20 protein-coding genes and 3 pseudogenes are annotated in these 20,613 nt (G+C 62.6%); 11 read left to right on the top strand and 12 right to left on the bottom strand.

The features are described from left to right. Positions 1–179 precede the first annotated feature (179 nt). From OKW39_RS34355 to OKW39_RS34325, 7 genes are all read left to right on the top strand, one after another. Complete coding sequence (locus OKW39_RS34355) at positions 180–1,577, top strand: PLP-dependent aminotransferase family protein (protein WP_429564666.1); 1,398 nt, start codon at positions 180–182, stop codon at positions 1,575–1,577. 183 nt (positions 1,578–1,760) lie between these two features. Then, positions 1,761–2,777: a hydroxyectoine utilization dehydratase EutB gene (eutB, locus tag OKW39_RS34350; RefSeq protein WP_429564665.1), complete on the top strand. Its 1,017-nt coding sequence runs from the start codon at positions 1,761–1,763 to the stop codon at positions 2,775–2,777. A gap of 11 nt (positions 2,778–2,788) precedes the next feature. Continuing rightward, positions 2,789–3,793 (top strand): cyclodeaminase, encoded by a 1,005-nt coding sequence (locus OKW39_RS34345; RefSeq protein ID WP_429564664.1) that lies wholly within the window; start codon positions 2,789–2,791, stop codon positions 3,791–3,793. Positions 3,794–3,846: 53 nt separating this feature from the next. Then, entirely contained in the window at positions 3,847–4,890 is a 1,044-nt protein-coding gene (doeB, locus tag OKW39_RS34340) for a N(2)-acetyl-L-2,4-diaminobutanoate deacetylase DoeB (protein WP_429564663.1), read from the top strand. Between the two features lie 7 nt (positions 4,891–4,897). Beyond that, positions 4,898–5,389 (top strand): Lrp/AsnC family transcriptional regulator, encoded by a 492-nt coding sequence (locus tag OKW39_RS34335; protein ID WP_187610663.1) that lies wholly within the window; start codon positions 4,898–4,900, stop codon positions 5,387–5,389. 166 nt (positions 5,390–5,555) lie between these two features. Beyond that, entirely contained in the window at positions 5,556–7,079 is a 1,524-nt protein-coding gene (locus OKW39_RS34330) for an NAD-dependent succinate-semialdehyde dehydrogenase (RefSeq protein WP_429333312.1), read from the top strand. A 44-nt stretch (positions 7,080–7,123) separates the two neighbouring features. After that, positions 7,124–8,521 (top strand): aspartate aminotransferase family protein, encoded by a 1,398-nt coding sequence (locus tag OKW39_RS34325; RefSeq protein ID WP_429564662.1) that lies wholly within the window; start codon positions 7,124–7,126, stop codon positions 8,519–8,521. Positions 8,522–8,581: 60 nt separating this feature from the next. On the opposite strand, the pseudogene OKW39_RS34320 reads toward OKW39_RS34325, so the two are convergent. From OKW39_RS34320 to OKW39_RS34300, 5 genes and pseudogenes are all read right to left on the bottom strand, one after another. Further along, a pseudogene (locus OKW39_RS34320) lies at positions 8,582–8,834 on the bottom strand (hypothetical protein). 21 nt (positions 8,835–8,855) lie between these two features. After that, positions 8,856–9,137: a hypothetical protein gene (locus tag OKW39_RS34315; protein WP_429564661.1), complete on the bottom strand. Its 282-nt coding sequence runs from the start codon at positions 9,135–9,137 to the stop codon at positions 8,856–8,858. After that, positions 9,118–9,636, bottom strand: coding sequence for a DUF2778 domain-containing protein (locus OKW39_RS34310; protein WP_429564660.1), 519 nt, complete (start codon positions 9,634–9,636; stop codon positions 9,118–9,120). The genes OKW39_RS34315 and OKW39_RS34310 overlap by 20 nt, the downstream gene beginning before the upstream one ends. Before the next feature lie 12 nt (positions 9,637–9,648). Next, the gene (gene tssD, locus OKW39_RS34305; RefSeq protein ID WP_429564659.1) at positions 9,649–9,939 is read right to left on the bottom strand and encodes a type VI secretion system tube protein TssD; all 291 of its coding nucleotides are present in this window, start codon (positions 9,937–9,939) and stop codon (positions 9,649–9,651) included. A 79-nt stretch (positions 9,940–10,018) separates the two neighbouring features. After that, a pseudogene (locus OKW39_RS34300) lies at positions 10,019–10,117 on the bottom strand (type VI secretion system tube protein Hcp); the annotation flags it as partial. Between the two features lie 212 nt (positions 10,118–10,329). On the opposite strand from OKW39_RS34300, the gene OKW39_RS34295 reads away from it, so the two are divergent. Beyond that, positions 10,330–11,673: an IS4 family transposase gene (locus tag OKW39_RS34295; protein ID WP_425199403.1), complete on the top strand. Its 1,344-nt coding sequence runs from the start codon at positions 10,330–10,332 to the stop codon at positions 11,671–11,673. Positions 11,674–11,894: 221 nt separating this feature from the next. Here OKW39_RS34295 and OKW39_RS34290 read toward each other — a convergent pair whose 3' ends face one another. Continuing rightward, a complete protein-coding gene (locus tag OKW39_RS34290) occupies positions 11,895–12,986 on the bottom strand; it encodes an alcohol dehydrogenase family protein (protein ID WP_429564658.1) in 1,092 nt (363 codons plus the stop codon). 65 nt (positions 12,987–13,051) lie between these two features. Beyond that, positions 13,052–14,272, bottom strand: a complete 1,221-nt coding sequence (doeA, locus tag OKW39_RS34285) for an ectoine hydrolase DoeA (protein WP_429364512.1) — start codon at positions 14,270–14,272, stop codon at positions 13,052–13,054. 289 nt (positions 14,273–14,561) lie between these two features. On the opposite strand from doeA, the gene OKW39_RS34280 reads away from it, so the two are divergent. The 3 genes and pseudogenes from OKW39_RS34280 (at position 14,562) to OKW39_RS34270 (ending at position 16,654) form a co-directional block, all read left to right on the top strand. Beyond that, entirely contained in the window at positions 14,562–14,813 is a 252-nt protein-coding gene (locus OKW39_RS34280; protein WP_429564657.1) for a hypothetical protein, read from the top strand. Positions 14,814–14,818: 5 nt separating this feature from the next. Beyond that, positions 14,819–14,986, top strand: a pseudogene (locus tag OKW39_RS34275) (ATP-binding cassette domain-containing protein); the annotation flags it as partial. Positions 14,987–15,304: 318 nt separating this feature from the next. Next, positions 15,305–16,654: an MFS transporter gene (locus OKW39_RS34270; protein WP_184072726.1), complete on the top strand. Its 1,350-nt coding sequence runs from the start codon at positions 15,305–15,307 to the stop codon at positions 16,652–16,654. A gap of 62 nt (positions 16,655–16,716) precedes the next feature. Here OKW39_RS34270 and OKW39_RS34265 read toward each other — a convergent pair whose 3' ends face one another. The 5 genes from OKW39_RS34265 to OKW39_RS34245 all read right to left on the bottom strand — a co-directional run bounded on the left by OKW39_RS34265 (position 16,717) and on the right by OKW39_RS34245 (position 20,606). After that, entirely contained in the window at positions 16,717–17,106 is a 390-nt protein-coding gene (locus OKW39_RS34265) for a YunG family protein (protein ID WP_090807683.1), read from the bottom strand. A 265-nt stretch (positions 17,107–17,371) separates the two neighbouring features. Next, on the bottom strand, positions 17,372–17,527 hold the full coding sequence (locus OKW39_RS34260; RefSeq protein ID WP_167368682.1) for a hypothetical protein: 156 nt from the start codon (positions 17,525–17,527) through the stop codon (positions 17,372–17,374). Between the two features lie 86 nt (positions 17,528–17,613). Beyond that, a complete protein-coding gene (locus tag OKW39_RS34255; protein ID WP_429564656.1) occupies positions 17,614–18,312 on the bottom strand; it encodes a hypothetical protein in 699 nt (232 codons plus the stop codon). Positions 18,313–18,332: 20 nt separating this feature from the next. After that, a complete protein-coding gene (locus tag OKW39_RS34250) occupies positions 18,333–19,103 on the bottom strand; it encodes a tetratricopeptide repeat protein (protein ID WP_090807679.1) in 771 nt (256 codons plus the stop codon). Between the two features lie 177 nt (positions 19,104–19,280). Continuing rightward, positions 19,281–20,606, bottom strand: a complete 1,326-nt coding sequence (locus tag OKW39_RS34245) for a ferredoxin reductase family protein (protein WP_429564655.1) — start codon at positions 20,604–20,606, stop codon at positions 19,281–19,283. Positions 20,607–20,613 lie beyond the last annotated feature (7 nt).

Here is a 20,613-nt window from a genome sequence, read left to right as displayed (position 1 = left end):
GATCGACTCCGTTCAACGCGGGACGCGGGGAATGACTTCGAAGCACTCCTATCAGCGGAATCTTCCGCGAATTGCTCTAGGACAATATTTTTCCGCCTCGTTTTGGCCTCACTATGGAGATCGAGCAAGACGACGCGACTCCATATGGAGCCAGCGCCCGCCACAACGGAGGAGCAGCGGTGATCGAGCAGTGGCGCGAGGCCGTGCGCGCGGTGCACGGCGTGGAATCGAAATACAAGCGACTGGTCAAGGCGATTGCCGGCGACATCGAGAACACGTCGCTGCCGCCGGGCGCGCGCCTGCCGCCGCAGCGCGACGTCGCCGCCGAACTCGCGATCAGCGTGCAGACCGTGACCAACGCGTACAAGGAACTGGAGCGGCAAGGCCTGATCCGCTGCGAGGTCGGGCGCGGCAGCTTCGTCGCGGCGCGCGTCACCGAAACGATGTCGAGCTACATGCTCGATACGGCCGAGCGTTCGGTGGTCGACTTTTCGATCGCGCGCATCATTCACACGTCCGAGCATGACGCGATGTGGCGCAAGGTCTGCGCGACGCTGTCGACGCTCGACGATCAGCCGTGGATTCGCGCGTTCCGGCCGATCGCGGGCTTCGAGCATCATCGTCAGGCGGGTATTGCATGGCTCGCGTCGCTCGGCATGCCGGCTTCGGCCGATACGCTGCTCGTCACGAACGGCGCCGCCCACGGCATTTTTCTCGCGCTCGCTTCGCTGGTGGGGCCGGGCGACACCGTGCTGTGCGAAAGCCTGACGGATCACGGCGTGATAGGTTCGGCCAACGTGCTCGGCTTCACGCTGAAGGGCCTCGAGATCGACGAGTACGGCATTCACCCCGAGCATTTCGAGGAGATGTGCGACAGCGAGCGCATCTCGGCGCTCGTCTGCACACCGACGCTGAACAATCCGACCGTCGCGTTGATGCCCGATTCGCGGCGTCGCGCGATTGCGAAAATCGCCGAACGCTATGGCGTATACGTGATCGAGGACGACGTGTACGGGCCGTTGCCGGCCAAACATTCCACGCCCATTTCGAGCCTGATTCCAGATCTTTCGTTCTACTGCACGAGTTTTACGAAGTCGGTGATGGCCGGCTTGCGCATCGGTTATATGACGACGCCGCGCCGGCTTGCGCTGCGCGCCGAGAGCGTACTGCGCGTGAGCAGTTGGATGGCGACGCCGCCGATGGCCGAGATCGCCACGCGCTGGGTTGTCGACGGCACGGCCGCGCGGCTCGTCGAAATTCAGCGCGAGCGGCTCGGGCGGCGTCAGTCGCAATTGCAGCAGACGCTCGGTAAATATGTCCTGGGCGCGCATCCGCAGGCGCTTTCGGCGTGGCTGCGGGTGCCCGATCACTGGCGCACCGATCGGCTGGTGCGCGAACTGCGCAACCGCGACATCGCAGTCACGTCGCCCGATCCGTTTCTCGTGCGCGACGCCGACCGGCCCAACGCGGTGCGGGTTTGCGTCGGCGCCGAGGTCAGCGAAGACGCCTATAAAGCCGCGCTCGAAACGATGCGCGACGTGTTCGAGCAGTACCCGCAGGTGCACGATTTCACCTGATCGCGCCGGTGCGCGAATTGCGTAACGCGCTGACCGAAATGAACTAGGACAATAAAAATCCTTTTTTAGAACACTAGACTGGGCTGCATGGAAAGCGATGCGGTCGCGAGTCACTGCGTTTATCTGCGATAGCCGTGCCCGCATCGAATAGCGAATCGACCTCTTTGATGCAGGGCCTGGTGCATGTCCGTTCCATCGTCAACCAATCTTTTGTTAGCCGACATTTACCGCGCGCGCAGCCGTATCGACGGTCGCGTATGCCGTACGCCGCTCGTCGAATCGCCGAGCCTGTCGGCGCACGCGGGCACGCCGGTTTATCTGAAGCTCGAAACCGTGCAGCCGACCGGCAGCTTCAAGCTGCGCGGCGCGACCAATGCGCTCGCGCAGTTGGCCGAGCAGGGCTGCACTCGCGTGGTGACCGCATCGACCGGTAATCATGGCCGCGCGCTCGCGCATGCGGCGCGCGCGCTCGGTATGGACGCGACCGTGTGTCTGTCGCGCCTCGTGCCCGCCAACAAGGTCGACGCGGTACGGGCGCTCGGCGCGCACGTGCGCATTACCGGCCAAAGTCAGGACGAGGCCGAGCACGAAGCATTGCGGCTCGCGCGCGAAGAAGGCTATGCGTACGTGCCGCCATTCGACGATCCGCGCGTGATCGCCGGACAGGGCACGATCGGGCTCGAAATCGTTGAGGGCTTGCCCGATGTCGCGAACATCGTCGTGCCGTTGTCGGGCGGCGGGCTGTTTGCCGGCATCGCGCTCGCGGCGAAAAGCACCAATCCCACGATTGGCTTGACCGGCGTCACGATGGCGCGCGGCGCCGCGATGCATGCGAGTCTCGCCGCCGGTCAGCCGGTGCTGGTCGAGGAAGTCGACACGCTCGCCGATTCGCTCGGCGGTGGCATCGGACTCGAAAACCGCTATACATATGCGCTGACGCGCGATCTGATCGACGAGACGGTGCTGCTCGACGAGGCGTCGATCGCGCGCGGCATCGCGCATGCGTATCGGCAGGAACGGCTCGTCGTCGAAGGCGCGGCGGCGGTGGGGATTGCCGCGGTGCTCGATCACGCGCTGCCCACTGAACGCATCGCGCGCGGGCCGCTCGTGCTCGTCGTGACGGGCGCGAACATCGATATGAATCTGCATCGGCGGATCATCGGCAACGAATCCTCGCAAGCCGCGCCGTCACCGAACTAACACACCCCATCATGACCTCGATCACGCTCCTTGGCGAAGCCGAGCTTCGCAAACTCGTGCCGCTCGATCTCGCGGCCATCGATCAGATCGAAGCCGCTTTTGTCGCGCTCGCGACCGAGGCGGTCGCGATGCCGCCGATCCTGCGGCTCGATCTGCCCGCGCATAACGGCGAAGTCGACGTGAAGACCGCGTGGCTGCCGCGCCTCGACAGCTTCGCGATCAAGGTCAGTCCAGGCTTCTTCGACAACCCGTCGCTCGGTCTGCCGAGCCTGAATGGTCTGATGCTGGTGTTGTCGGCGAAGACCGGACTGACCGAAGCGGTGCTGCTCGACAACGGCTATCTGACCGCGATACGCACGGCGGCCGCCGGCGCGGTCGCGGCGCGCTGGCTCGCGAAAGCGCACACGCCGCAGGTCGCAGTGATCGGCGCGGGCGAGCAGGCACGTCTGCAACTGCGGGCCTTGATGCTGGTGCGCCGCGTCGAACATGTACGCGTATGGGCGCGCGACGCGGCGAGCGCGCTGCGTTTCTCCGCGGAAGTGAACGACACGCTCGGCGTGCGATGCGACGTCGCGGCCAGCGTTCATGACGCGCTCGCCGAAGCGGACGTCGCGATTACCACCACGCCGAGCCGCACGCCGCTGATCGAAGCCGCCGATCTGCATCCGGGCCTGCACGTCACCGCGATGGGTTCGGACGCCGAGCACAAGAACGAAATCGCGCCGGCCGCGCTGGCGGCGGCGCGCTACGTGTGCGACCGCGCGCAGCAAACGCGCGTGCTCGGCGAACTGCATCACGCGCTCGCCGCGGGCACGATGCGTGACGATGCGGCGATCGTCGAATTGGGCCAGGTGATCGCGAAACAGGCCGCGGGCCGCACGAGCGACGCCGACGTGACGATCTGCGATCTGACCGGAACCGGCGCGCAGGACACCGCTATCGCCGCGCTCGCATTGCAGCGCGCGCGTGCCGCGAAGGCGGGAACGACATTCGGCAACGACGCGCCGCTTAAATGACGCGCGATGAACGGCAATACGCCGCGCAAGCGGCTCACGAAGGAGTAGTACAGATGCGGGCATCCCCGATTCAACCGACGGTCGATTTCAATGCCGACGGCGAACAGCATGGTTTCCTGAAGCTGCCTCATTCGCACGACGTCTCCGCATGGGGCGCGGAGATGATCCCCATCACCGTGATCAGCAACGGCGAGGGACCGACCGCGCTGCTAACGGGCGGCAATCACGGGGACGAATACGAAGGGCCGATTGCGCTGTCGAAGCTCGCCGCCACGTTGAAGGCGAGTGACGTACGCGGGCGCGTGATCATCGTGCCGTTCATGAATTTTCCGGCGTTTCGCGCGGGCACGCGCACGTCGCCGATCGATCACGGCAATCTGAATCGCAGCTTTCCGGGCAAGCCGGACGGCACCGTGACCGAGAAGATCGCCGATTATTTTCAGCGCTATCTGCTGCCGCTCGCCGACTATGTGCTCGATCTGCACGCGGGTGGCCGCACGCTCGACTTCGTGCCGTTCGCCGCGATTCACGTGCTGCCCGACACGACGCAGCAGGCGCGCTGCGAGGCAGCGATGCGCGCATTCGGCGCGCCGTACTCGATGCGGATGCTAGAACTCGATAGCGTCGGCCTTTACGACACGGCCGTCGAGGAAGCGGGCAAGGTGTTCGTGTCGACCGAACTCGGGGGTGGTGGCACGGCGACCGTGCAGAGCGTGGCGATTACGGAGCGTGGTGTGCGCGGCTTTCTGCAGCATGCGGGAATCATCAGGCGAGATGAAGCAATGGGTCACTCGAGCGCGAGCAGGAGCGCGCCGCGCACGACGACGCTGCTCGATATGCCCGACGGCACCTGCTACACGACGAGCGAGCACGACGGCCTGCTCGAATTGTGCAAGGACCTCGGCGACATGGTCGACGGCGGCGAGGTGATCGCGCGGATTTACGACGCGAAGCGCACCGGCGCCGTGCCGATCGAGTATCGCGCGCGACGCGGCGGCATGCTGGCCGCGCGGCATTTTCCGGGGCTCGTGCGGATTGGCGACACGGTTGCGGTGGTCGCCGACGTGCTCGAACGAGGCATACCGGTAACGGTCTGAACGCGCGATGAAATTCGACCGCTACGATCTCGCGATTTTGCGCATTCTCGCGAGCGATGGACGCATCACGAAGTCGCGCCTCGCCGAAGAAATCAATCTGTCGATTTCGCCGGCATGGGAGCGCGTGAAGCGCCTCGAAGAAGAGGGCGTGATTCGCGGGTATCGCGCGGATATCGATTGGGTGCGCGCGTTCAAAGGCAGCCGCGTGGTGGTCGAGGTCACGCTCGCGCGTCATACCGCGCCGGACATGCGGCGCTTCGAGGAGCGCATCGCGGCCGCGCCCGAAGTCGTGCAATGCCTCGCGACGGGTGGCGGTGTCGACTATGTGATGCAGGTGCTGTCGCGCGATATCGACCACTATCAGCGCTTCATCGATACGTTGCTGACCGACGAATTGGGCATCGAAAAGTACTTCACCTATATCGTCACGAAGGTGGTGAAAAGCGGGGCCGAAGGCTTGCCCGAATGGGCGGAACAATCGATTGGCGAGAACGGCTGAGTGGCGCGCTACTTGCGGTCGAAGTACGACGAAAAGCCCCACCCGAAAAACCGATAACCATGCGGCGAATTGCAGAAAAAACGTAGCCTTCGAGAAGCGACAACAAAAAAAACCGCAGTGTCGCCGGACCTACAGTGATAGCAGACATCGCACACAGGAGGTCGTCATGTTGCTGGGTCATCCGGTCTTATTCAAATCGCTGTGCTACGTGGATGGACGCTGGGTTCATAGCGCGAGCGCCGCGAGCGTCGCGGTGCAGAATCCCGCGAATCAGGAAGTGCTCGGCCATGTGCCAATGCTCGACGCGGCGCAGATCACCGCCGCGGTCGATGCCGCGCAGCGCGCGTTCGACACGTGGCGCTGGGTGCCGGTCGCCAAACGTTCGGCGCTGCTGTTGCGCTGGCATGAACTGATTCTGCGTCATCAGCAGGATCTCGCCGCGATTCTGTCGCTCGAACAGGGCAAGCCGCTTGCTGAAGCGCGCGGCGAAATTGCGTATGGCGCGAGCTTCGTCGAATGGTTCGCGCATGAGGTGCGGCGCCTGAATGGGCGCACGATTCCGACCCATATCGATGGCGCTCATCTGGGCACGATCATCGAGCCGGTCGGCGTGGCCGCGCTGATCACGCCGTGGAATTTCCCGTGCGCGATGCTCACCCGCAAGGCCGCCGCCGCGCTCGCCGCCGGTTGCACGGTGGTCGCGAAGCCCGCGCACGAGACGCCGTTCTCCGCGCTCGCGCTCGCGCAACTCGCCGAAGAAGCGGGTTTTCCGGCCGGCGTGTTCAACGTCGTGCTCGGCGAGCCGCAAATGGCGATGGAAACGCTGGTTTCAGATAGCCGCGTGCGCTCGGTCAGCTTCACCGGCTCGACGCGTGTCGGCGCGCTAGTGATGCAAACGGCCGCGCGGGCAGGCATCAAGAAGACCGCGCTCGAACTGGGCGGCAACGCGCCTTTCATCGTGACCGAAGATGCGGACCTCGAGCAGGCCGTGCGCGTCGCGGTCGCGGCGAAGTTCCAGACCTCGGGCCAGGACTGCTGCGCGGCGAACCGGATCTTCGTCGCGCGTTCGTTGTATGAAGCGTTCGTCGCGCGATATAGCGATGCCGTGAAGGCGTTGAAAGTGGGCGGCGCATTCGACCCGAACGTGGACGTCGGCCCGCTGATGCACCAGGCCGCGTTCAATACGACCGTGCAGCGCGTCGCCGACGCGCGTGAGAAGGGTGCGCGCGTCACGGTAGGCGGTGCGGCGCACGAGCGCGGCGGCTGGTTCTTCGAGCCGACCGTGGTCGCCGATGCGGCGCCCGGCATGCGCATTTACGACGAAGAAAATTTCGCGCCGATCTCGGCGGTCACGCCGTTCGATTCGCTCGACGAAGTGGTCGAACGCGCGAACGACACCGAGTACGGACTCGCCGCCTACGTGTGCGCGAAAGATCTGAACACCGTGTTTCAACTGATCCGCCGACTCGACTTCGCGATGGTGTCCATCAACGGCGCGAAGTTCACCGGCGCACCGATTCCGTTCGGCGGCATCAAGTCGTCGGGGCTTGGACGCGAAGGCGGCGTCGAAGGCTTCGAGCCGTTTGTCGAGACACGTTATTTCTGCCTTGGCCAGCTTGGCTTGCCGGTCAGCGACAGCGCCCCCGCTCGTGCCGCTGCACATGCGATGGCGACGGACGCAATGGCCTGAACCTACCGATTCATTCATCCAGACATCACACGAAGGAGCGACCCATGACTCAATTCGATCAACTTCTGAGCGCCGATCGCGCGCACTTCATGCATCCGTCGACGCACGCGCACGATCACGCGAGCGGCGCGCTGCCGGGCCGGATCGTGACCGGCGCGAAAGGTATCCGCATCGAGGACCATCAAGGCAAGACTTTTATCGATGCATTTGCCGGCCTTTATTGCGTGAACATCGGCTACGGCCGCACCGAAGTGGCCGAAGCGATTTACGAGCAGGCGAAGAAGCTCGCGTATTACCACACGTATGTCGGCCACTCGACCGATACGATCATCGAGCTGTCGTCGCGCATCATCGACTGGTCGCCGCAGGGCATGAAGAAGGTGTACTACGGCATGTCCGGTTCGGACGCGAACGAAACGCAGATCAAGCTCGTCTGGTACTACAACAATGTGAAGGGCCGCCCGAACAAGAAGAAGATCATTTCGCGCGAGCGCGGCTATCACGGCTCGGGCATCGTCACCGGCAGTCTCACGGGATTGCCGAGCTTCCACCAGTTCTTCGATCTGCCGATCGAGCGCGTCAAGCATACCGTGTGTCCGCACTGGTATCGTCGCGCGCCGGCCGGTATGAATGAAACGCAGTTCGTCGCGTACTGCGTCGACGAACTCGAAAAACTGATCGCGCGCGAAGGCGCCGATACGATCGCGGCCTTCATCGGCGAACCGGTGATGGGCACGGGCGGCATCGTACCGCCGCCGGCCGGTTACTGGCCCGCGATCCAGCAGGTGCTGAAGAAGCACGACATCCTGTTGATCTGCGACGAAGTGGTGTGCGGTTTCGGCCGGCTTGGCTCGAAGATGGGTGCGCAGCACTACGGCATTCAACCCGATCTGATCACTGTCGCCAAGGGTTTGACGAGTGCTTACGCGCCGCTGTCCGGCGTGATCGTCAGCGAAGGCGTATGGGACGTGATCGATAAGGCATCGCAGGAATCGGGTGCGTTGGGGCATGGCTGGACCTATTCGGGCCATCCGATCTGCGCGGCGGCGGCGCTCGCCAACCTCGAGATTCTCGAACGCGAGAACCTGATGCAGAATGCGGCGCAAATCGGCGCTTATCTGCTGGAGCAATTGCATGCGGCGTTCGACTCGCATCCGCTCGTCGGCGAAGTGCGCGGCGTGGGCATGCTGGCCGCGCTGGAGTTCATGGCCGACAAGGATGTCCGCACGCCGTTCGATGCGGCGCTGAAGGTCGGGCCGCGTGTGTCGGCTGCCGCGATGCAGCGCGGACTGATCGCGCGGGCGATGCCGCACGGCGACATTCTCGGCTTTGCGCCGCCGCTGGTGACGTCGCGCGGCGACGTGGACGAGATCGTGAAGCTGACGCGCGAGGCGGTGGATGAGGTGGCGTCGCAGGTGTTTGCGCCGGCTGCTTCGCTTTGATCAAGTGAGGTGAACGAGAGCCTCGGCCGCTGCGATGCGGTTCATGGTCGGGGCTTTCATTTACTTCGTGCGGTAGTGGCGCCATAGCTTCATGATGGCCACATAGGCAAGCGCTGCCACGATCAATTCAATAATCGTCCACACTACGAGATACAAATCCTCGGGATCGCGAGTACCGAGCCAATCCGAAACACGCCACCATGCATGCGCTTCGCCTTCTGTCCACTCATTGGATAGTGGGATAACGAGCTGATATAAAAAACAACCCGATGAACAGCGCGACCTTGAATAGTCTACGGACAAGTGTTGCCATACGTGATGACCTCGATGACTGTCATTCGTTATCTCTCACTGTGCGCCTTGTTCGTCGATGGTGCCGCCATAGCTTCATGATCGCCACGTAAGCTAGAGTCGCCGCGATAAGATTCATCGCGACCGTCACCGCGAAAAATAGGTCATCGGGATCGCGGATACCAAGCCGGTTGGCGACATGTAGCCATGCAAGCTCCTGGCTTCTGGGCATCGGTATGGGGTACGTGTGAACGTAAGGCAGGAAAAGACGGAACAGGCCGCAAAACAGCACGACCTTGAAAAGTCTACGGACAAGTGTTGCCATACGTGATGACCTCAATAGTTCCGTATGCCCGCAGGCCCGAACTGCGCGCGGGGATGGTGACAGTATGCAGAAGCGCGTTGCGGATTCTCATGAAATCGCTATAGCTCGGCAGTGTGATGCAGCCAAGTGAAATACCGCGGCCGCCTGCCGGATGCAACCGGAACTGCCCGCGCTTAATTCCATTAACCCAGGTTATGTCGTCAACGCTGCCATCATCCCGGTACAACGCGAACCACTCTTCGTGATGGGACGGACGGCCGACAATTGTATTCAGGCTGTCTTTCGCCTGCGCGTAAAGCCGAGAGCCGATGCCGCCCGTGGGCCGGTCTACGATCCAGTATTTTCCGGCAGGTATCGGGCCGTTATTCGGCACCGCCGTGCATCCGCCCCGATTCAGGTATTGGTCATTACCAGAAAAGGCGTTGAATGTTCCAATCCAGAAAATGGTTAGCGGTGACAGAGGTTCGTTATTCACTAAAAACTTTCCCATATAAGCCATTTTTCAAGCCCCTTATTCGCGCTCATTCCACGAGTCTGTGTATTTGATGTTGCCATCAAGGTAATGCCACGTGATACGGTCATACATCATGGAGACCGACTCAACGTGATTGAGTGCGGACGCCTGCGCCAGCTTGGTATTGGCCATGCCGGGGCTGATGCCGCACACTTTCCCGCCTTCGAGCGTCATCACAAAATAGACTTCTTCTTTTCCTGCATCGTTGATGCGATACCACTTGATCTCCGCAGACGTCAGGCGTTTGCCCCTTCGCCACGGCCTTGTAAAGATAGGGCGTTGTTGCATCAAACTCTTTTTCAAACGAAACCGGGGAGTGCGTGCGTGCGCCGGTAATTCTCCCGTTGGCGTTATCGACCGGCAGTTTAACGCCGTGACCGAAACTGATGAGTTCAATACTTCCTTCTCGATCCTGAACGGTTGACGAACCCTTGATATCTGCACCGCCATCATCCTTTAGCCACATATGTGCGGGAATGCCCATGCTGAGTAAATGCTTCTTTGATTGAAAGCAGCGTTGATTTTCGGGAAAGGCGCACCTTGTCTGAGCCATAGCGTTATACACATCTCGCTGCGGCAGCCGCCCGCGCCAGCAAGCCGTTTACATTCAATGACTTGAAAGCCGTGCTTGTAAACTTTGGCCGGATCGCGTCTACTCTCGTAATTTGGGCGGACGCGGTGACGAAGGCGGCACAGCAGTGGATCGAGCAGGAATTTGCGGGGCTGGACCTTGGCGACGCCCGCCTGGACAGGAGGGCAAAGAAATTGATGGAACGACTTGCGGCCAATCCGACGGCCAGTATCCCCCAGGCGTGCGATAGCTGGAGCGAGACGTGCGCGGCGTACCGATTTTTGCGCAATACGGATGTGGCCTGGGAAGCCATCCTGGAGCCGCATTGGGCGAGCACGCAGGAACGCATGCGCAGCCAGTCGGTCGTGCTGTGCATCCAGGACACCACCGAGCTTGATTTTAACGGCCAGGACATCGACGGTCTGGGGCCGTTGAACTACGAAGCAAGGCGCGGGCTGTACTTGCACCCGACCTATGCGGTGACGACCGAACGCGAACCGCTGGGCGTGCTCGATGCATGGATGTGGGCGCGCGAGGAGCTTGACGCCGATGGTGTCCGTCCTGGGCCGAAAGAAAGCACGCGCTGGATCGAAGGCTACGAGCGCGTGGCGGAAATGGCGCCGGACATGCCGCACACGCGACTGGTGTACGTGGCCGACCGCGAGGCGGACATGGTGGAAATGATGCGCCGGGCGCACGAACTGGGCACGCCAGCGGACTGGCTGGTGCGCGCCCAACATGACCGCTGCCTGCCCGGCGGTGACGGCGCCAGGCTGTGGGCGAGTACAACCAGCGCTGAGCCCTTGGGTGAAATCACCTTCATGACCGGCGCCCGCGAGACTCAGAAGAGCCGCACCGTACGCCAGCAACTGTGGGCTCGCGAAGTCGAGATAGTGGACGGCGAACGCGGCAAGCTCAAGGTTCACTGCGTAATCGCACGCGAAGTGGGGGCGCCCGCTGGCATCAAGCCGATTGAGTGGCGTTTGCTGACCAACCGAGCCGTCGCAACCCAGGAAGACGCGGTCGAACTGATCAATTGGTACCGGGCCCGATGGGAAATCGAAATCTATTTCCATGTGCTCAAGAACGGCTGCGAAGTCGAGACCCTGCAATTGGCCGCTGTCGACCGGATCGAGCGTGCGCTGGCCTTGTTCCTGGTAGTGGCATGGCGTGTGACGTATCTGATGCGCAAAGGCCGGACCTGTCCGGATCTGGATGCCGCCTTGTTCTTCGATCCGGACGAAATTCGTGGCGCCCACCTGCTGGCCAAAAAGAAGATGCCGACGCCGCCGCCCACTGTGAATGAGGTCGTGCGGCTGATTGCGCAAATCGGTGGTTTCCTCGGCCGAAAGAGCGACGGTGAACCGGGTGCCAAGACCATCTGGCGAGGGCTCGATCAGGTACTCGCTGCCGCTGACACGCTACGCGCGCTCCGCGACGGGCTCGGCTAAGGACTTATGTATAACGCTATGTGTCTGAGCGGCGCCTTCGCTACGCTGCCCCTAATGATGGACGACCGGACAGTGATTCAAGGCAAAGAAAAATGTAAATTGACAACAATTAACGATCGCTAGGCGCGAAAAAAAGCCCGCCTTGAAGGGCGGGCTCGCAGTGTGCCTGGTTCGCCGTCGAGGATTAATTGCAGCGGCCGGCGGCTTTATTGCATCGAGCGTCAGCGTGCGACCGAGTCGCCATAATGCCGATCCGGAATCACGACGATATTGCCAACAAAGCGCTTTTCCATGAACCGCGTCTGCGCATCATGAAACTTCGACAACGGATAACTCGCCGCGAGAACCGGCCGGATCGTCCCGTTCTGAATATAGTCGAGCACGCGTTTGAACGCACCGCGCGTGCCCTGCGACGATCCATTCAACTGCAACTGCTTCAGATACATCGTGCGCAGATCGAGCTGCACGACCGGACCTGCGATCGCGCCCGCGGTCGTATATCGCCCCTCGGGCCGCAGTACGTTCAGCAGCTTGCCGAACAGCGCCCCGCCGACAAGATCGGCGACTACATCGACGGCCCGCCCCTCGGTCATCCGTTCGACGTCCCCGACGAAATCGCTACTATCGCGCAGCATCACCCCTTGCGCGCCGAGCGCTATCACGGCCTCTTCCTTACCCTTGCTGACCACCGCATACGGAATCGCGCCGCGCGCGCGGCACAGCTGGATGATGGCCGAGCCGACGCCGCCGGACGCGCCGGTAATCAGCACCGTTTCGCCGTGCTTGACGGCCGCGCGTTCGATCATTTGCTCGCCGGTGTGATAAGCGCACCAAAACGTGGCAAGTTCGGCGTCGGAATAGCTGGAGTCGACCCGATGCGCGTTTTCCGCGGGCACGGCCGTGTATTCGGCGTAGCCGCCGTCGCGGCCGTGGCCGATGTAGTCGATATCGGCGAGGCTGTCGTCGTCGCGGTTGTAGATCGACGCGTCGACGATCACGCGCTCGCCGATACGCGCGTCGCTGACGCCGCGACCCACCGCGACCACGCGTCCGACGATATCCGCGCCCTGAATGCGCGGAAACGTCAGCGTCGAGCGGCCGCGTCGCCACGTCGACACCGCTTGCGGATCGTCCTCGGTGCCGTAGGCGCCCTGGCGGACCCACACGTCGGTATTGTTGAGACCGCATGCGGTGACGTCGATCAGTACCTCGCCAGTCGCGCACGAGGGCACCGGCACGTCGTCGCGATAGACCAGTTTGTCGAGGCCACCGTGCGCGGTCAGCACGACGGCCTTCATCGTTTTCGGAAGCATGTTTCCCCTTTCGTTGAAACGGGCGTCGTGCTTCGCGAGTTCACGCGGGCACGACGCCCGCGCAATCACGGTTTGACGAACAGCTTGCGTGGCGTCCTGCAAAAGGTCTCGACGCCGGTCCGCGTAATCAGAATGCTCTCGGTGATTTCGAGGCCCCAGTCGTCGAGCCACAGGCCCGGCATGAAGTGAAACGTCATGCCGGGTTCGAGGACCGTCTTGTCCCCAGGGCGCAGGCTCATCGTGCGCTCGCCCCAGTCCGGCGGATAGCTCGCGCCGATCGGATAGCCGCAGCGGCTGTTCTTCTCGATGCCGTATTTATGCAGCACCGCGAAAAACGCATTGGCGATGTCCTCGCAGGTATTGCCGGGTTTCGCCGCGGCGAGCCCGGCCTCGATCCCTTCGACCACCGCACGCTCGCCCTCGATGAAATGCTTCGGCGGCTTGCCGAGGTACACGGTGCGCGACTGCGGGCAGTGATAACGCTTGAAGCAGCCGGCAATTTCGAAGAACGTGCCGGCGTCCTTCGCGAACGGCGTGTCGTCCCAGGTCAAATGCGGGGCGGCCGCGTCGGCGCCGGTCGGCAGCAGCGGCACGATCGCCGGATAGTCGCCTCCATAACCATCGATGCCGGTAATGCCTGCCGAGTAGATCTCCGCGACGAGGTCGTTCTTGCGCATACCCGGTTCGATTCGCTCGACGATATGCGCGTGCATCTTCTCGACGATGCGCGCGGCCACGCGCATGTACTCGATCTCGCGCGCGGATTTGACCGCGCGTTGCCAATTGACGAGGCCGGTTGCGTCCTGCCATTTCGCGTCCGGCAAATGCGCGACGAGCGAGCGATAAGCGGCGGCGCTGAAATAGTAGTTGTCCATTTCGACGCCGATCTTCGCGTTGGCCCAGCCGCGTGCGGCGATCACGTCGCGCGCGAGGTAGTCCATCGGATGACGCGCGGTGGATTGCACGTAATGATCCTGATAGCCGACGATCTGATCGTGCTGCATGAAGACGGTGCGCTTGGCACCGTTCGCGTCCTGACCGCGGCCGAACCAGACCGGCTCGCCATCCAGCGCGAGCAGCACGCACTGATGCACGTAAAACGACCAGCCGTCATAGCCGGTGAGCCAGGCCATATTGGTCGGGTCCGACACGATCAATAGTTCGATGCCGGCCGCCTGCATGGCCTTGCGCGTCTTGGCAAGACGCGCGGCGTACTCGTCGCGTTCGAACGGCAGGCGCACGACGGGCGCCGCGATTCGCGATTCGTGTTGCGTCGTATCTAACATCTTCCCCTCTCTATGAGCGTGACGTCGTTGCGGAAAGTGGCGCCCGGTGCAAGTGAACGGGGCGTCCACGGGTATCTCTCGCCGCAGTCTAATGCCGCGAAAAAACGCCGCTGAATGTGCTAGTTCAATGTTCACGACGTTATCGACGGACGCTGCGTGTTCGTTGCAGTGCACGCTGCGCCGCCCTTGCCCGCGTGTAGAAAAGAATTGTTCTAGAGCAATCTGGATCGCAAATATGGCTGCGTATTCTGGTTCGCATTAAACGTACGACGAACGGGATCGAATCGATATGAACACCGCGCGAGTTACCGATCTGTTGAGCGCTTCAGGCATCGCCCCGGCAAGTCTTTTCTCCGAAGAGCGCGCGGTCGCCTCCGCAAGCACACCGGCGCGCCGAGACGAAAGCCCGGCGAGCAAGCCATTGATCCGGCTCGACCGGATCACGAAACGATATGGCGCGCTGACCGTTCTCGACGAACTGTCGCTCGACGTGATGCCCGGCGAGAAGCTCGCGCTGATCGGTCCGTCGGGATCGGGCTGACGAAGGGCGAGAGCCGTGAGTCGGCGCAGAGGAGCGCGCTCGAACTGCTCGACATGGTCGGCATGGCCGATAAGGCGAAGAGCCTTCCCGCGCAACTGTCGGGCGGGCAGAAACAGCGCGTGGCGATCGCGCGGGCGCTCGCGCTCGCACCGCGGATCATGCTGTTCGACGAGGTGGAGCAGCAACCTCGCGACCGCGTGGATGTGTTTGCGCCTTTGCGGCGAGAACGAGGCGAGGCCACAGCGGGGTCGTTTGATGACGCTGCCGTTGCTGATGCGCTGAGAGCACTGCGCGACGCCAATCATGTTGTTTTTCCCGAACGCGTGCGACGCATGCCGACGCACGCGTACGGATTACCGCAGCCGTTGCGGGCTTTATGGAAAACCCCGATGCCTGCATCGTCCTAGAACATCGTTGCAGGCGCGGGTCGCCGGTATCGTGGATTCGGGCGACGTTGCCTGAGTCGCATAGAGACACCCCCAGGAGAAGACATGCACTACGTACATTCATGGAACGCGCAGAGCGCGCAACCGCAGGCGCGCAGCTTGCTGCGACGCGCAATCGCGGCGTCGGCACTCGGAAACGCGACCGAGTGGTTCGACTACGGTATTTACGCCTACGGCCTGAGCTATATTTCGGCCGCGTTGTTTCCCGGCAGCACCGCGCAGGCCACGTTGTTCGCGCTCGCGACGTTCGCCATTTCGTTTCTGGTGCGTCCGCTTGGCGGCCTGTTCTGGGGGCCGCTGGGCGATCGCCTCGGCCGCAAGCACGTACTCGCGTTGACGATCATCCTAATGTCGGTCGCAACGCTGCTGGTCGGACTCGTGCCGACATACGCGAGCATCGGCTGGTGGGCACCGGTTATCCTCGTCGTTCTGCGGATGATCCAGGGCTTTTCGACGGGCGGCGAATATGGCGGCGCGGCGACTTTCATGGCCGAATACGCGCCGGACAATAAGCGCGGCTTTTGTGGCAGCTTCCTCGAATTCGCGACGCTGTCGGGCTTCTCGCTCGGCGCGTTTCTGATGCTCGGTTGCTCCGTCGTGCTCGGCAACACGGCAATGCATGCGTGGGGATGGCGTCTGCCGTTTCTGATTGCAGCGCCGCTCGGCCTGATCGGTTTCTATCTGCGCTCCAGGCTCGAAGACACGCCGGTCTTTCGCGAGCTCGAACAAACGATGCACAAGGAGCAGCATAGCTGCGTCACGCTGAAGGCATTGCTGCGCGACTATTGGAAACCGCTGATCCAACTCGGTGGACTCGTGGTTGCTTTGAATGTCGTCAACTACGTGCTGCTCGCCTATATGCCGACTTTCATGCAGAAGCAGCTTGGCATGAGCGACAACATGTCCCTGCTCGTGCCGCTGATCGGCATGCTCGCGATGATGGTGTTTCTGCCGTTCGCGGGCACGTTCTCGGATCGCGTGGGACGCAAGAACGTCTGGTGGTTTTCGCTGATTGGCCTGTTCGTCGCGGCGATTCCAATGTTCCTGCTGATGAAGCTCGGCGTGGCGGGCGCGTTCATCGGCTTTGCGGTGCTCGGGCTGTTGTACGTGCCGCAACTGGCCAGCATCTCGGCGATGTTCCCCGCGATGTTTCCGACCCAGGTCCGTTACGCGGGGATGGCGATTGCGTATAACGTGTCGACGTCGATTTTCGGCGGCACGGCGCCGATGGCGAACGAATGGCTGGTCGCGCATACGGGCAATGCGCTGGTGCCCGCTTATTACATGATGGCCGCGTGCGTGGTGGGGGCGATTGCGTTGATCTACGTGCCTGAAACGCGCGGGTGTTCGTTGCGCGGGCAAGGCATTCCGGGGAAGCAGGAAGTGATTGGTTGAAGTGACATGGCGTGGCCAACCGCGTATCGATGCAGTTCGGCCACGCGTGTTTGATTGAGCGTTTATTTCAGCTGGCTTTGCGCGAGCCTCGACTTCAGCAGTTCGTATTTCTCCCGCGACGTATCAGCGAACGCCGCCTCACGACTCGAACGCGTATCGTCGAATGGAATCGGCTCGGCAAACTGGCTGACCGTCAGATCCCATCTGCTGCCGTCGATCAGGTTGTAGAAGTGCGTGCCCCCCGACGTACGCGTCGTCAGAATCTCGCCACCGAAATAGTCCTGCATGATCAGAGACGTAACGCTGCAATGATTCTGCGCGGGATTCGTCGACGACCACGCGTGCGTGGGGCTCGACGTATCGCCGGCCCATACGCGTGCAAGGACGCGGTATAGATCGATGGGCGCCGCAAAGGTCTTCGATACGGCAGGCGTCTGTGCTTCCTGTGTCATGGCGGCAATCCTTCGTTCGATGAGCGGATAAGGTCGCGGAAAACAAAAAGCCCCGTCGTTGCCGGCGGGGCTTTCTGGCGCATGTCGCAGCGAATGATGTCTAGCGGCGTATGCGTATGCGAGTCCCCACAGGCAGTCCCACGCGGGCATGCGCATGATGATGCTTTGCAGTCGGGCGGTACGTGAGGGCTTGCATAGTGAGCGAGTGTGCCTTCGATTGCGCGACGCGTCAACGAATCATCGATAACTGCGTCGCGCTGACCGCTTACGACTTCGCGCCGCTCAGGATCGCGAGGCTCGGGCAGTAGTGCGTCGCGCTCAGATACGCGGCCTGCTGCGAGCGCACGCCTGCGCTGCTCGAGGTCGGCGGATCGATGAATACCTGCGCGTTGTTCGATCCCGCCGGTGCCGTCAGCGTCATCGTTACTGGGGATAGAAATGAACGTGGCGTGCGTCGAATCAGGCGTTCGACCGCGGATGGCTTGCGCCGATGTGCTTCAACGCAATTCAACTGCCGGACAGAACCGTGTCCTCGACTTCGTAGCGCTCATTGCCAACTGAAATCAGATTGATGCCGGCATGCTTGCGCGTCAGCGTGTCGCCGGGCATCGGCCGATCGCTCGCGGACGCGGCCGTGCCGACTACCCGGCCGTTGACGCCGAAGAAAATCGCCCGCGTCGTGCCGTCGGGCCAGTAGACCACGACCGTAGTCGATCGATCGCTGTGATGCACGACGCCGAACTTGCACATCGTTTTGGTCTGTCCGTTGCCGCGCTCGCACGGCAACGTGCCGCTCGCGCTGATAGGCGATTCCTTCACGGGCCCGTGGCCGTTCTGCGAGCCGGCCTGAGCGCTTTCAGTCGAAATCGAAATCAGCGTCACGCCTTCCGCTTCGCCGACCACGCGCGCGTGCCGCTGATGCCCGACGATCGCGCGCACGGCGGCGCTGTCGCGCGAGCCCGGACAGCCGACCAGCATCGCCATATGGTCGAGATAGTTCACGGTCGCGGCCGATTCGCGGAGCCGCCGGCATGCATCGCCCGAGTGCGGATAGCCATCGCCGAGCACGACGAACGACGCGGGCCATTCGAACTGCTTGTCCATGCCAGCAGCCTGCGCGGAAGTCGAAGCGCCGGCGGCACCGAATGCAATCGCCGCAAGCGCGGCGCACAGCGCCGAAGCAAAAGACCGGGTCGTGCGTCGCATCGAAGTTCTCCTCGGCTTGCTCACGTTCGAGCCGCGCCGGCCGCCAACGCGGCCTGCGCCCGTTGCAGCCACTCGCGATTGTGCTCGCGCGCGTGGCGCGGCCAATGTTTGGCGTCATGCACGATTTCGGCATAGAGCGCGCCGGCGCGGCGGCGGTCCGCATCTTCCGGTTGCGCGGCGAGCCAGTCGGCGAACAGGCAGCGCGGCGCGACGTCGGTCGCGCAGGTCAGCGCCTGTTCGAATGCCGCGCGTGCGCCCGGCGCATTCCGCGCGGCCAGCGTGCGCGCGTTCAGCAGCGCCGGCTCGCCCTGGTTGCGTGCCCGCGGATTGACCGAGAACAGATCCGCCAACGTCGCATCCGCGGCCGTGTAGTCGCCGAGCGCGAACTGCGAGCGCGCGAGACCGAGCAGCAGCGCGGGATCGTTTGCAAATGGGCCGTTCGCCGCGGTCTGGAAATGTTCGAGCGCTTCGCGCGGATTGCCGGCCGCGAGCAAGGCCTCGCCGAGCCGCATCCGATGCTGCACGGTCGGCGCGCGGTCGAAAGCGGCGCGCGCTTCACGCAGCGCGCGATTCGGATCGACGAATTGGGTGATCGCCTGCGTGGCCACGCGCGCGCCGCGCGAGTGGCGCAGACCCGGCAGATAGATTGCGAAGAAGTACACGACACTGCCGAGCAGCGGAAAAGCAAACAGAATGAATAGCCAGTAGATGCCCTGGTTATTGCGCATCGCGTGGACGGCGAAAAAGATCGCGATGAAAACGTGAAGACCAATTCCAAAAAAGTAGGGCATATCGATTCAACCTTCGAGCATGAGGAAAAAGCGCGCCGCGAGCCCGTCTTTGGCGTAACCGGGCCCTAATGCAGCGAACCGACCCGCAGATACGCGAATAGAAGCGACAACGCCACGACGATCACGCCGGTGGCAACGACGAGACGGTTGGCCAACAGTCGGCGCATCGCAAGTCTCCTAGACGAAACTGTAGCGTTCGGAATGGTAGCGGATGCGCGGCACTTTCATTTCGCCGAGCGCCGTTTCGATCGCATCCATCATGGAGTCCGGGCCGCAGATGAAATACTCGTGATCGGCGAACTCGGGCGGGAGATGTCGCCGGAACATCGCGGCGTCGATGCGCCCGACTTCCCCGCTCCAGCCTTCGGGCGGGTCCGACAGCACATAGACGATGCGCAGATCGAGCCGCGCTTTCAGCGCATCGAGCTCCTCGCGGAAAGTCAGCGAGTCCCAGGTCTTGCCGCTGTACAGTAGCACGAGCGGACGTTGGTCGCCGCGATCGGCAAGCGAGCGGATCATGCTCATCATCGGCGTGATGCCGATACCGCCCGCGATCAGCACGTGCATGTCGGTCGGATGCCCGATCGTGAACGCGCCATACGGTCCGTCCAGATACACGCGCCGACCTGTTTCGATCGTCTTCACCTGGCTCGTGAAATCGCCGAGATTGCGGATCGTCATTTCGACGCGGCCGTTCGCGGCCTCGGCGCTCGACGAGAACGAAAAGGGGTGCCCGGTGATCCTGAACGGGCTGCCCCACACGTTGAGCCAGCCGAACTGGCCGGGCTTGAAGCGAAAGCCAGCGTGGCCGTCGGGCTGCATCACGAGCGTCGTCGTGTCGCCGCGTTCGGCGCGCACTTCCGCGATCCGGTACGGACGCCTGATCATGAAGAGCGGTTTGAACAGACGCACGTACAGCAGCAACGCCACCCAGAATGCTGTCATGCAGATCCACAGCGTGCGCTTGAACGGATCGGTCAGATAGAAGCCCCAGCCGATCATATGCAGCACGCCGCCGAAGATCGCGACTAACGCGAGCCCGATATGCGACAAATGCCACAGCTCGTAACGAATCTTCAATTGCTTGCGCCATAGCGCGGTGATCACCAGCACGATCACCGAGCCGATCGACAGGAACGCGAACCACGCGCCCCACGGTACCTCGAGCAGCGAGCCGGGCATCGCGACCTTGTCCGAGCGGATCGCGAACAGGATCAGCGGATGCGCGACGACCAGGCTGACCGCGAGCAGCGACACACGTCGATGGAAATGATAGATAACGTCCTCGCCCCACGGCTCGGTCACGTGACGAAAGCGCGCGGTGAGGCCGAATTGCAGGCCCATCATCGCGAGTCCGGAATAGCCGAGCGCCACCGAGAATTCGGTGCCGAAGTTGCGCGCGGGCGGGAGCGTGCCGGTCAGCAGCGCAAACAGCGGCGCGAGAATGAACAGTAGATAGATGACCGACCAGACGGCCTTGTGCACGAGATCTCGAGACTGCATCGGTGCT

It is taken from the genome of Paraburkholderia sp. MM6662-R1, assembly GCF_050436245.1.
GTDB classification, from domain to species: domain Bacteria; phylum Pseudomonadota; class Gammaproteobacteria; order Burkholderiales; family Burkholderiaceae; genus Paraburkholderia; species Paraburkholderia tuberum.
Note: the sequence above shows the minus strand (reverse complement) of the source record. Positions and strands in the feature narration are given on the sequence as shown.